This is a genomic window from Chryseobacterium sp. MEBOG06, assembly GCF_021869765.1.
Taxonomy (GTDB): Bacteria; Bacteroidota; Bacteroidia; order Flavobacteriales; family Weeksellaceae; genus Chryseobacterium.
Genome location: NZ_CP084580.1, coordinates 1,981,774 through 1,994,415, shown reverse-complemented (window position 1 = coordinate 1,994,415; position 12,642 = coordinate 1,981,774). Strand labels below are relative to the sequence as shown.

11 protein-coding genes are annotated in these 12,642 nt (G+C 38.9%); 7 read left to right on the top strand and 4 right to left on the bottom strand.

Translation table 11 applies throughout. From position 1 onward, the window contains the following. The first annotated feature begins 139 nt into the window (after positions 1–139). Positions 140–1,069, top strand: a complete 930-nt coding sequence (locus tag LF887_RS09165; RefSeq protein ID WP_236858824.1) for a helix-turn-helix domain-containing protein — start codon at positions 140–142, stop codon at positions 1,067–1,069. A gap of 113 nt (positions 1,070–1,182) precedes the next feature. Further along, positions 1,183–2,121 carry an alpha/beta hydrolase gene (locus tag LF887_RS09160; protein ID WP_236858823.1) on the top strand — a complete coding sequence of 313 codons (939 nt, stop codon included), beginning with the start codon at positions 1,183–1,185 and terminating at the stop codon, positions 2,119–2,121. A 125-nt stretch (positions 2,122–2,246) separates the two neighbouring features. Here LF887_RS09160 and arr read toward each other — a convergent pair whose 3' ends face one another. The 3 genes from arr to LF887_RS09145 form a co-directional block, all read right to left on the bottom strand. Further along, positions 2,247–2,651 carry an NAD(+)--rifampin ADP-ribosyltransferase gene (gene arr, locus LF887_RS24405; RefSeq protein ID WP_410681152.1) on the bottom strand — a complete coding sequence of 135 codons (405 nt, stop codon included), beginning with the start codon at positions 2,649–2,651 and terminating at the stop codon, positions 2,247–2,249. Positions 2,652–3,044: 393 nt separating this feature from the next. After that, the gene (locus tag LF887_RS09150) at positions 3,045–3,743 is read right to left on the bottom strand and encodes a LytR/AlgR family response regulator transcription factor (RefSeq protein ID WP_236858821.1); all 699 of its coding nucleotides are present in this window, start codon (positions 3,741–3,743) and stop codon (positions 3,045–3,047) included. Continuing rightward, the gene (locus tag LF887_RS09145) at positions 3,740–5,407 is read right to left on the bottom strand and encodes a histidine kinase (RefSeq protein ID WP_236858820.1); all 1,668 of its coding nucleotides are present in this window, start codon (positions 5,405–5,407) and stop codon (positions 3,740–3,742) included. The genes LF887_RS09150 and LF887_RS09145 overlap by 4 nt, the downstream gene beginning before the upstream one ends. A gap of 110 nt (positions 5,408–5,517) precedes the next feature. On the opposite strand from LF887_RS09145, the gene LF887_RS09140 reads away from it, so the two are divergent. Next, positions 5,518–7,893, top strand: a complete 2,376-nt coding sequence (locus LF887_RS09140; RefSeq protein ID WP_236858819.1) for a TonB-dependent receptor domain-containing protein — start codon at positions 5,518–5,520, stop codon at positions 7,891–7,893. Here the strand turns inward: LF887_RS09140 and LF887_RS09135 are convergent. Then, positions 7,871–8,959 carry a hypothetical protein gene (locus tag LF887_RS09135; protein WP_236858818.1) on the bottom strand — a complete coding sequence of 363 codons (1,089 nt, stop codon included), beginning with the start codon at positions 8,957–8,959 and terminating at the stop codon, positions 7,871–7,873. The two genes, LF887_RS09140 and LF887_RS09135, sit on opposite strands and share 23 nt — an antisense overlap. Positions 8,960–9,311: 352 nt before the next feature. Between LF887_RS09135 and LF887_RS09130 the strand changes: the two genes are divergently transcribed. The 4 genes from LF887_RS09130 to LF887_RS09115 all read left to right on the top strand — a co-directional run bounded on the left by LF887_RS09130 (position 9,312) and on the right by LF887_RS09115 (position 12,559). Next, positions 9,312–10,340 (top strand): rod shape-determining protein, encoded by a 1,029-nt coding sequence (locus LF887_RS09130; RefSeq protein ID WP_236858817.1) that lies wholly within the window; start codon positions 9,312–9,314, stop codon positions 10,338–10,340. 439 nt (positions 10,341–10,779) lie between these two features. Then, complete coding sequence (locus tag LF887_RS09125; protein WP_236858816.1) at positions 10,780–11,277, top strand: hypothetical protein; 498 nt, start codon at positions 10,780–10,782, stop codon at positions 11,275–11,277. Next, entirely contained in the window at positions 11,274–12,113 is an 840-nt protein-coding gene (locus LF887_RS09120) for a helix-turn-helix domain-containing protein (RefSeq protein WP_236858815.1), read from the top strand. Before LF887_RS09125 ends, LF887_RS09120 begins: the two co-directional genes overlap by 4 nt. Next, on the top strand, positions 12,110–12,559 hold the full coding sequence (locus tag LF887_RS09115) for a nuclear transport factor 2 family protein (protein WP_236858814.1): 450 nt from the start codon (positions 12,110–12,112) through the stop codon (positions 12,557–12,559). The genes LF887_RS09120 and LF887_RS09115 overlap by 4 nt, the downstream gene beginning before the upstream one ends. Positions 12,560–12,642: the final 83 nt, after the last annotated feature.

Sequence of the window (12,642 nt, the reverse complement as noted above, 5' to 3'; positions counted from 1 at the left end):
GGTGTATTGAAACAATCAGTTGTTGCATTGCAATTTTAATGGGAATCAATCCATTTGATTTTCATAAAATATAAGAGGTTATTCATAAAAAACTACAGCCGACAATTTTCTAACTTTGTAATTATTAAAATTATAGGTCATGGCACAGTCTTCTGAAAATAAAAAAATAGATCTGTTAAAAAATATGGGTGATATTTTACCTGTATTTCATGAGTCTTTTAATAATAGCAACATACAGGTAGTAAGCCGAAAAGATGATCCCTGCAAAAATTATCTCTCCCCAAATCGCAGAGATTTTTATAAGATCCTTTATTTCTCAAAAGGCTTAAGTGTACTGACCATTGGCGTGAATACCTATTATCTGGATAATCCGACAATTGTTTTTCTGCACCCCAATGAGATCGTGTCGTGGAAAAATCTAGACGAAGGTGCTGAGGGATACTTTGTTCTGTTCAAAAAGAAATTTATTGACTCAAAGCCCATACTAAAACTGGCTATGGAACACTATGAGCTCTTCTCAAAATCTGAAAAAAATGTTATTCAGTTGAAAAATGATCATATTCCGTTATTTGACCACTGGCTTGAAGAAATGATGGGCGAAATGAAAACAAAGGACACCTTTACCGAAGAAAGACTTCAGACCTATATACAGATGGTTATGATTGAAGGTGTAAAGGTAGGCAACTTTCCTGCTCCAGGCATGGTATCTGAAGAGTACAGGCAGGTCCATGACTTCTTTCAGCTATTAGAAGATGAGACTTCGCAGATTAATGTCAACCATCCTATCAAGATTAAAACAGCGAAAGAATTTGCTCATTCGCTGTCTATACATCCCAATCAACTGAACACACTGCTCAAAAGACATACAGGCCAGAATGTGAGTACCCATATTAAAACACGGCTTTTGGAAGAAACAAAAGCGATGCTCATACAGACCGATCTGACGCTACAGGAGATTGGGTACAGTATAGGTTTTGCCGATCAACCCAATTTCACCCAGTTTTTCAAAAAAAATATAGGGCTTTCTCCCCTGGCCTTTAGGAAAAATTACCAACAGGCAGCTCGGTAAAATCCTTATAATGAAAAATTTTATTTCATACTGAAAAATAGGTTGGCTATACCATCTGTTTAGCACCATTATTGAAGGATATTATACCGACCATCATTAATAGTCTTTATCACATGAAACCTTATATTATCATTCTTGCATTACTGTTTTCTACAGCTGCTTCTTTAGAAGCTCAGAATTCCGGAAACAGATTCCAGCAAATCGGTTCACCGAAACAAATTGATTTATGGCCTGGATCTATGCCAGACGATCAGCGTGCCATAAGACCGGATGAAATAATAAGTAACAAAGGATCTGTCACCAATGTTTCTACCCCAAGGCTCATCGCACACTATCCGGCACACCCTAACGGAACTGCAGTTCTCATTATCAGTGGCGGCGGATATGCTCATATTGAAACAGGTAAAGAAAGTACCCCAACAGCCAACTGGCTTCAATCAGAAGGGGTGACAGCATTTGAATTAATTTACCGCCTTCCACTGGAAAACTGGAAGACAACCAATGTTCCTTTTGAAGATGCACAAAGGGCCATGCGGGTTATTCGAAGCCAGGCTAAGAAACTTCATATCAAAACAATAGGTATAGTAGGCTTTTCGGCGGGAGGACATTTGGCAGGTATCATTGCAACAGAACCGGACAAACGCTTCTATCAACCTGTTGATGACATCGATTCTTTATCTGCAAAGCCCGATTTTGCCGCGTTGATTTACCCCGTAATTTCTATGCTGCCTCCTAATAACAAAACCCATGCAAAAAGAAGCATCCTTGGAGATCATCCTACTCAGCAGCAAGAGGCTGCATTTTCTGTAGAAAGACTAGTTACCACAAACACTCCTCCTACGTTTCTTGCCCATGCTACAGATGACCCTATTTCACCGGTAGCTAATAGTTATTTGATGGATGAAGCCCTTAAAAAAAACAATGTACCTGAAGAAATGCATATTTTCCCTACAGGAGGGCACGGCTGGGGGCTTGGAAAAAAAGGAAGTTCAGAATCTGAATGGCCAAACCTTTTTAAAGACTGGGCCAGCAATAATGGCTTCTGGAAATAAGTATAACAATCAAATGAATGCCTCTTGCTCTTGCTTTAGGTATTAATTATAAAATTCCTTTCTGCCATAACAAGAGCATTTTGTCTTTGAGTCCTTTAAATTCTCTAATTTGAAAACATTAAAAATCAGTTTATAATCTCTCCTTTACCATCTTCTAATTTTTCACGAAACTTCTGAAGCTCTCCGGAATCGGGTTTAACCCAATCTGTAGTTTCTCCAACAATTTTTAATGGCATCTGTGAACGATAAGAACGGGTAGGATTGCCAGGAAATTTTTTATCCGTCAGGTTCGGATCATTTTCATAGCTTCCAGTTGGTTCCACAATATATACTCGCTCGCTGCCATCACCTTTAGCTAATGCAGCAGCAAGCCCTGCCCCATTAACCAGTGCTGTAAAATAAATATGATTCATTCTGAATTCAGATTTATAGTTAGAATCACCGCCTGCCATCAGCAGATCTCCTTTCTGCAAATCTGCTTTAGTACCATGGTAGAAAGGACCTTTGTCTGTAGGATTCCCGTTAGACAAAGCCGCCAACTCAGTATATTCTTGGGCTTTTTCCGGGTTAGACAGCTCTTCACAGCATTGGGCAATTTTAGAATAAAGGCCTGGAAAAGCACTGTTAACGGAATCATCATTTATTCTTAAAGCCAGCTCCAGGGCTATTTGCAGCCATTTTAACTGATCAGCGGGCATTTTCTGATGCCTGGATATATAATAAGCGGCAAGAAATTTTTCAAGTTCATTTTCTGCTTCATTCCAACCCTGCATAAATAGTTTCTCTGCTTCTGCAGGTTTGCCTGCCGCTTCCAGACTCATTCCCTGAAGACAAAGTTTAACAACGCTATTGAATGGTGAAAATTCCATGTTTTTATTATTTTATTTGTTTTATTATTATTCGGAATAACTAACCACAAAAGATCATACTATTCTATTTTTCAAATCTTTGTATCTTGACCGCCCTACAGGCAGTATTTCACCGCTTTTAAGCAATACACTATAGCGTGTTCCGGTGTTCACAAGCATCTTTTCGACTTGTATAAAGTTGACTAAATAAGATTTATGAACCCTTTCAAATTGGTCAGGGAGAAGCTGGTGCAGTAATTCAAGGGACTTATCATGCAATTCAGTCCGTCCATTATTAAGATGAAGCTCGGTATAGATCCCGGCTCCTTTTATATAAACTACTTCTGCAATATTGATGAGCCGTACCTGTCCGGCCTTCTTTACAGCCAGATATTTAATATCCTCCTCAACCTTTAAAGCAGGGCTCACAAAACGGGTCAAAGCTTTAAAAAACCTTTCCTGATCGAAAGGTTTAGGAACAAAATCAAGTACTCCATAAGCAAAGGCTGTGATTGCTTTATCAATATTGGCTGAAACAATAATGGTATGAAAAGAAGACGCCACCATATGTTCCAATATTTCAAATCCATTATCCCCATTGAGGTTAAGATCCAGTAAGAGAAGATCCGGAATACGGTCTGCAATCTGATCAAGACCTTTCTGCAAAGAATCACAAATACTGATCTCAACAGATGTACTGGCAAAAAAATCAGTAGTCATACGTTCGAGGCGGCGGGCAATTCTGGCCTCATCTTCTATAATCAGTATATTCATTGTTTTAAAATATAAATTGTAGATATCCACCCTCCTTCAGCAGCCACTGAATCGAATGTCCATTTCTGGCCGTAGCTTTCAGTAAGCCTTGCTTTTATATATTTAAAACCATTTCCTCCGGACCGGTTTGTCACTGCCTTCCGGTTTTTGGCAAATGTTTCAAAGGTATATTGATTTCCCTTTTTTCCTAAAGCATAAGAAAGCACAAATTTCACGGTATTTCCCGCCAAAGGTTCGCTGTGGGTTATGCCATTCTCCAGTAAAGTATGGATAATAGCCGGAGGTATAAGCTGTTTCTCGTCTATTCCAATCTCCTCCCACTGATAATTAATTTCCTTCCGAAAACCCATTATAGATATATGCTGCCTGCAAAGCTCAAGTTCTTTCGTGATGGGAATCAGAGTCTGTTCGGAAATCTCGTTCATGATATCAAATTCTGCAGCCAGTGCCTGTATGAAGCGGGAACCTTCCCTGGGAGATTCTTCTACCCAGTCCATCATAGAAGTCAGCGTATTTCTTAAAAAATGAGGCTGAATATTCTTTTTCAGCAGCTCCAGCTGCAGTCTTGAAGAAAGCAGCACCGCATTCTGATGTTCCGCTTCAATGACACTAGCACGAATGGAATGAAGGTAAAGCATACTCAGTACAATTACTGTAAAACTGATAAACAAGCCATAGTCATACAAAACAAATTTATTAATCAAAGCACTGATCAAAAGAGCTGCTAAAGCAATAAATCCTCCTTTTTCTTTTTGGACAATACCATTAAGGACTACAATGAAAGCAGCAATAAGCATTGCCAAACTATACAGGCGGGCGGTAAGATCGTAAGAGCCATAATGAATGATATAAAGCAAGATAAGTGATATGAGCAGTACTGCCATCAGCCATCTTCCTTTTTTAAAATTAAACTGAATGATGAAATATAAAGGAACCAGCAATGCATTGGCAAAGGTTAGCCAACCTACAATCTCAAGGCGAACAAAGAAATCAGGATAGGGAATAAAAACATGAAACTTAAGATATTCAATAATCAGTAAAGCACAAAAGAGAAAACATACGGAACCGAAGATAAGGATATCCCATTGTCTGCGTTTGCTGTTCAGATAAAGAAAAAAATAATACACTGCTGCGATGAGGAAAGCTCCGGCCATCAGGTTCATATATGACATGGTCACCAAAGGCTTTGTCAATAAAGCAGTGTAACTGTTCATCTTAAAGCTGATAGATCGCTGCACATCCGGAAGAAATGACTGTGACGAGCGTAGAGCGACTGTATGAAAGCCCGGACTGGCGAGATGATCGGGAATCCTGTAATAGCTGCTCTCCGTACCCGGAATTTCCGGTTTCCCCTGTTGAGGAAGATGCCCGTTCCTGCCGATAAGCTCCCCATCCCAATACACCTCGAAAGAGCCAAACGATTGAATCTGAAGCCCCAAAGGTTTCAACTGGTTTTCTACCTGACGTATTTCAATATGTGTTCTGGACCAAAATATCCTGTCTGAGGTATTTCCTCTAGTCTGAGACCAGTCTTTATCATCAAAGTCTTTAGCTGCCCATTCTTTATTATCCCCCGTCTTGTAGACAGGTACCGGTTCTTCATTACGGATAATCGGTTTAGCCAGTACAGTGAGTAAAGTTAATAAGAATAACAGGTTGTGCATGATGTAAATATACAAGGTAATTTCCAAAAATTCATGACCATTCAGAAGCACATAGAGCCGTTCAGAAGTTTTCGTCAACGGGAGCCTTACCTCTCCTCTAACTTTACATCATGAAACTATTAGCAACCATCCTCCTGATTATGATCACTGCTCCGTTTTCTTTTGCGCAAAATGGTCAGATAAGCGGTATTATTCATGAAAACCAGACTACTGCTGTACCTTATGTAACAGTTACATTAAAGGGTAATACAGAAGCTCCCGTTGCAGCCGGAATTTCGGATAACAAAGGCATATTCCGGCTTGAAAACATTCCCGAAGGACATTACACAATCAGCTATCATCTGATCGGGTTTCAGACGATCACCCGGCCTGTCCAGGTAAAACCTGATGAGGTGATACATCTCGGAACCATAATTTTAGAACCTGATACAAAACTTCTGCAGGAAGTATCTGTAACAGCACAGCGTTCATCCGTCAGCCTAAAGCTTGACAAAAAAGTTTTTGAAGTAGGTAAAGATGTTCTCTCACAATCAGGTGCTGTCACAGATTTACTCAATATTGTTCCTTCCGTCAGTGTCAGCCCTGGCGGGACGATAAGCCTGCGTGGTAACAGCAGTGTATTGGTACTTGTGGATGGGCGGCGTACAGGATTGACACAAAGTAATGCACTGGAACAGCTTCCTGCAGATCAGGTAGAACGTGTAGAAGTGATTACCAATCCTTCCTCCCGTTTTGATGCAGCCGGTTCAGCAGGGATTATCAATATCATTCTTAAAAAGAATAAAAAGGCTGGTTTCAGTGGACAATTAAGGCTGGTTGGCGGTATTCCCAATGAGACCCGTATAAGTCCAAGTTTAAATTATAAATCCAATAAAATCAACCTGTTTGCTACTTATGGCATCCGGCTGTCAGATTATGTTGGCTTATATACCATGCAGCAATCAACCGGACTTTCCGGCACACCGGTTTACCTGAATCAACGTCAGGATGAAGACCGTCATGATGACGCAAGGCTATTGTATCTTGGAGCGGACTTCAAAATCAATGACCATAACACGATTACTACTGCCTTTATGCGAAACTCAACCAATGACCATGATAAAACACAACTCAACTATCTCTATTCAGGAAAAAAAGGCATTATTGACAGCAGTCTCAGCAGAAAAGGTGAATCATGGGAAAAACGAAGCTATAACCAACTTGAATTTAACTATACCAGAACATTCGAAAAGCCGGGTAAAAAATTTACGGTAGATATGCAGTACGATTTCTGGGACAGTGACAAAGACTGGAACTTATCAACCGCTAAAATATTACCATCTGCAATGAATCTGCCAATGATCAGGACAGGTTCTTTCGGAAAAAGTAAAGACCTGATGATTAAGACTGATATGATACAGCCGTTAGACAGCACGTCTACTCTTGAATTTGGTTTAAAAATGGAAGACCGCAGGGTAAACAGTGATTTTATTGCACAGCAGGAAAATCCGGGAGGCTGGGAAATCATTGATCAGATAGACAACCATCTTTTATATAAAGAACTGATTGGAAGTGCTTATATACAGTTTTCCGGCAAAAGAGGAGCTTTCAGCTATCAGGCCGGACTGCGTGGTGAGCTTACCCATATTGGTATTGAAGACCGTACAGGCAGCTACACCAATCAGAAAGATTATAACCGCCTCTTCCCCACTTTAAACCTCAGTTATCATTTTAATGCCACAACGAATCTGCAAGCCAGCTACAGCAAACGTATCAACAGGCCAAGGCTGGGTATGCTTTACCCGTTTAATGAACTTACAGATCTCAGTACCCGTTACGTAGGAAACCCGGATCTTAACCCCTCTTATGCCAATGTATCTGAAATTGCATTCCTTAAAAACTGGAAAACACTTACGTTTAATCCTTCTCTTTATTATCAGCGGAACAGCGGGGTTATTGAAGATTATACTTTCCGGGACGCCAAAGGTTTATTTATCACCATGCCGGTCAACATCAATAGAGAAACACGTACCGGCTTTGAACTCTCTCTGCTTTATAATCCCTTTAAGTGGCTTCAGGCCAATGCTGAACTTAATGTATTTCATTATAAGGAACAGGGCAGCTACCAACATCAAAACTTTGATTATTCAGCCAGTACATTTACGGCACGTGTAAGTTCCCAGTTAAAATTAAAGAATAAGCTTTCTTTTCAGGCGGTCTACAATTTCAGAGGACCCAATGCGACCGCCCAAACCCGGGCAGCCGCCGTCCACGGTATTGATTTCGGAGGCAGCAAAACTTTTCTGAAAGATAAAGCAACCCTTACCCTGGATGTAAGCAACCTGTTTGGGCTCCGAAAGTTTAACAGCAGAACCATTGGATCTGATTATGAAATTAATCAAACCAGTATTCCCAATGCTGCCCGGTATCGCCTTACATTGGTATACCGGTTTAATCAGAAAGATAATCAGTCGGTACGACAGGCTAAAAGCGGTAACAGAGATTAGTGTGAACTTCTACAGGGACTATATTTCCAGGGTCGAAAGAAATGTTCATCTTTTCAAATTTTATTTCAAAATGTGGATTATCAATAAACCTTGACTTATATTCAGCAATTAGCTTTTTAGATTTCTCTTCTCTATTTATCTCCTCCACGGTGATTGCTGAGCCGTTATAATGTCCGGATATTTTATTAACGGAACTTTTCAGATCCGCGGGAATAATAATGCTTTTAATAAATAAATCTGTCAGGTCAGTTTTTGCTGTAACTTTTTTGTTCCAGTCCCGGTCTTTCTGGTATAGCAGATAACCATAAACGGGAGTTGTATGATAGGCAAATGATCTTACAAAAGTGGGATTTTTTAAAAAACCATCTATTCCCTTCCGGAAAAAAACAATGGTCTCCGCTTTATTTCTGCCACTGGCTATGATCCCTGTAAATTCAGCGAGACCTTCATTCAATTCTAATAAATTTTCAGTTTCTGCTGAATTGGTATAAAGTATATTTCGGTATTTTCTAAAGGTAAGTGCATGAGTAAGATGCTGCTGCATTTCTTTTTCCGAAGATGACTGAAGTGCTTTCTTCAATGCTTCTGCTTCCAGACGCAGATAGATTCTTCCCTCTTTAAGGTCAAGATGGTTATTCTCAACATTGTTAAGCACAAATCCTAATGAAGGCTGAATACGGTGAAATGACTCATGAGCAAGCAGATTAATTCGGTCGGCTTTATTCTTAGGAAGCGGAAGCATAATCATAGCCCATCTTTTACCGCTCCAGCCGACTGCCGTATTAGCAATATTCACATTGTCAGGTAAAATTCCTGTATAGATATTCCCATTGGGTTTCAACTGAGCTCCAGTGTCCGGTTCATCTGCAAACAGGGTTCTTGTTTTCGAAGCAACTAAAATCATAGGACCGTATAAATCTTGATTCCAAAGTCCGGTGTTCTTTTTTGATGCCATTTTAATCTCATCAAAAAAAATAGAAATACTGTCACTGGAAATTTGTTGTTTTTGTCCTTTTGCGCTATAGACAGACCAAAAGAGCAAGGTTATAAAAACGGTTTTTCTCATTATTGTAAAAATTGAACAGCTTTTAGGCCTCTAATATAATAAATTAGCGAGCAAAGTATGGTATTCTGGTTTCCTTCAGACAAACAAACTGTTCATATATTCATTGTTTTTATAAATCAGATAGACCTTAACGTGACAATAGTAATAAGCAGTTATTGTATTTTTTACATGGTGGTGCTAAAAAATTTTTAAAAGACAAACTCATGAAAGACAATACTCGATCTGACGACTTTTAAACGGCTACAATTGTCTCAGAGGAATAATTAACACAACTTTAACTTCTGCACGAAGTCTGCCGGCAAGTATATCAATACATAAAGCGTATTTTAGCAGTCTATAAAAGAATGAATAGATGGGATTATTTGATATGTTTACACAAGAGATTGCAATGGATCTAGGAACGGCTAACACTCTGATCATACATAATAACAAAATCGTCATTGACCAGCCTTCTATTGTCGCTATTGACCGATCTACCGGAAAGCCCATTGCAGTTGGAGAACAAGCCAAACTTATGCAGGGGAAAACTCATGAAAACATCAAAACGATACGTCCATTAAAAGATGGGGTCATTGCCGATTTTCATGCTTCCGAACACATGATTAAAGAATTTATCAAACAGATACCTGGAATCAGAGGTAGATTTATTCAGCCTGCTCTCAGAATTGTAATATGTATTCCTTCAGGAATTACTGAAGTTGAAAAAAGAGCTGTTAAAGATTCTGCACTGAAAGTGAATGCCAAGGAAGTAAAGCTAATCTATGAGCCCATGGCAGCCGCTATTGGAGCAGGTATAGATGTTCAGAACCCTGAAGGAAATATGATTATTGACATAGGAGGCGGAACTACTGAAATAGCAGTGATTGCACTTGGCGGTATCGTTTGTGATAAGTCTCTGAAAATAGCTGGCGATGTGTTTACAAATGACATTGCTTATTTTCTGAGATCACACTATAATCTATATATTGGAGAAAGAACCGCTGAAAGAATAAAAATTGAAATAGGTTCCGCCCTGGAGGAACTTGATTATCCTTTAGAAGATATTCCGGTTCAGGGAAGAGATCTGATCACAGGGAAGCCAAAAGAAATCATGGTCAATTACAAGGAGATTTTCAAAGCTCTGGATAAATCGATTATGAGGATTGAAGATGCTGTTTTGGAAACACTTTCTCTTACTCCTCCAGAGCTTGCAGCGGATATCTATAAAACAGGTATTTATCTTGCCGGAGGCGGTGCTCTGCTGAATGGGCTTGCTGACAGAATACACAGAAAAACAGGACTCCCTGTATGCGTTGCTGAAGATCCTTTAAGAGCTGTTGTTCGTGGAACGGGCATCGCACTTAAAAATATAAATAAGTTCAGATTTCTTACAACGAGTTAATTTCCGATATTAAATAGAAATTATTTCCGATTAAGTAAAAACGATTAAACTTTACCAACTACGACCAAGTCAATGGAGCAAAAAATGCTTCATTGACTTATCTTTATGCTCTCATCCTTAGCTGGAAATAAACTTGGTATTTCGGAACTGCCTTTTATCTTTTCAGCCCGCAAAATTTAACTACGGACTTTATTACATCATTTAAGTCTATACTGTAATATGGCTCACCTGGACCTGAAATATCAATATCTCCAGATTGATTTATTTTTTATTCCCTATATTTATGCTACCAGAATGATATCAATTTGTTTTACCACTTATAAAGTATTTTCTGACCAATTTTGAGCTGTACAGTAAATAATTTTTGAGCTGTAAAGCAAATGATTTAACTCTTAAAAGGTTGACCTTTGTTTTATAAAATTTAAAATAATTAATCAAGATGGACGTCTTAAAATTAAGTACAGATTGGGCTCATTCCGAAGTATTTTCAGCCAAAATAGCGGCATTGATCGGCTTGTTTTTTTTTATGGCATCAATTGGTTTTTGGCAATTGGGCAAAACCGTTATGGCCAATGCATTTGTATGGCCTTTATTAATTGCAGGTGGTTTAATATTTACTGTAAGTGCAGGCTTGTATTTTACCAATAAGCCACGCATCTCACAATTTGAAAAAGCATATAAACATGATACACAGGCATTCGTAAAAACCGAAATAGAGCGAACTTCAAAATCACAAAAGGAACTTGCGCTTGTTTTTAAGATTCTACCCTGTATTATCATTGCTGCTGCTTTATTAATCATGTTTGCCAATACCCCAATGTGGAGAGCAACAGGAATAACCACTATAGCACTGATGATTGTTTTGTTATTGATAGATAGTAATACCAATGCCAGAAATACAGCATACCATCAGGCACTAAAAACAATCACACGATGAATGAAAGTATATTGCCTGTAACACAATTTCTTGAGGACAGCTTTGTATACTCCTGTTCATTTGACAAACAACGTGGACACGAACAATTTGTACCTCATCACACATTAGCTTTTCAGTTTTCGGGAGAAACGCATATACAGCTGTCCAAAGGCACATTAGTACTTCGTGAAAACCAAATGTTACTAGCGAGAGGAAACCAACTGACAAAATCCACAAAAATTCCGGGTAAAGACAAAGAATACAAAAGTATGTCGATACTGCTTACCGATGCTGTATTACGACAGTTCGCCGCTAATAATCCATCAGGCAGCAAGAAGATATACTCTGGAGAAAACAATATACTGCTAAAACCAGATGCGCTTATGGAAGGCTATTTCCACTCCCTGCTTCCCTATATTGAACAGTCAAAAGGCATCAGTAGGAAACTGACCGAAATAAAAATAGATGAGGCAATCGAATTGCTGCTTAATTTAAGTCCGGATCTCAAAAATTTTCTTTTTGATTTCACAGAACCTTTTAAAATAGATCTTGAAAAATTCATGTTGCAGAACTATCACTTCAACGTTCCGATAGAAAATTTCGCCAGGCTTACCGGAAGGAGTCTTGCAGGCTTTAAACGGGATTTTGAGAAAGCTTTTCAGACCTCTCCACGCAAATGGCTTCAGGAGAAACGTCTTGAAGAAGCCTATAGGATTATTCATATGGAAAATAAGAAGCCCGCAGATATCTATATTGATCTGGGATTTGAGAATCTGTCACATTTCTACACCTGTTTCAAAAAGAAATACGGGACCACCCCTGCCGAAAGTTTAACAATCAAAAAAATAACAAAATGAATTACGATCAAAAAATTCTGGAAGCGGAAGATCGACTGGCCATTCGTGAACTGGTAGACCGCTACGCCTATTGCGCAGATACAAGAGATGCAAAAGGACAAATGGCCCTTTTTACCAACGATACAAATTTTGAGGTCTATTACGACCCTAAAGCAGATAGCCCCTCAGAAGTATATACTGGCAGACCGTCTCTATTTCCTGTCTTTGACAATCTGAACTCGTATTCTGCTACGATGCACTTTAACGGGCAGAGTACAATTTTATCTCTAAACGAAAATACTGCGACAGGAATTACCTACTGTATTGCTCATCATCAGACCTTTGAGAATAATATCCAGAAATTAATGGTAGCTTATATCCGTTACAAAGACCGGTTTGTAAAGCAGGATGAAAAATGGTTTTTTGCAGAACGCAAATTGCTCGTTGATATTATTGAAAACAGGTAATCAATAAATTTTTTCGTAAGTGAGCTTTACAGCAAATCATCTTTGAACCATAGGCGAAATAGTATCCACGACAGATTTATGAT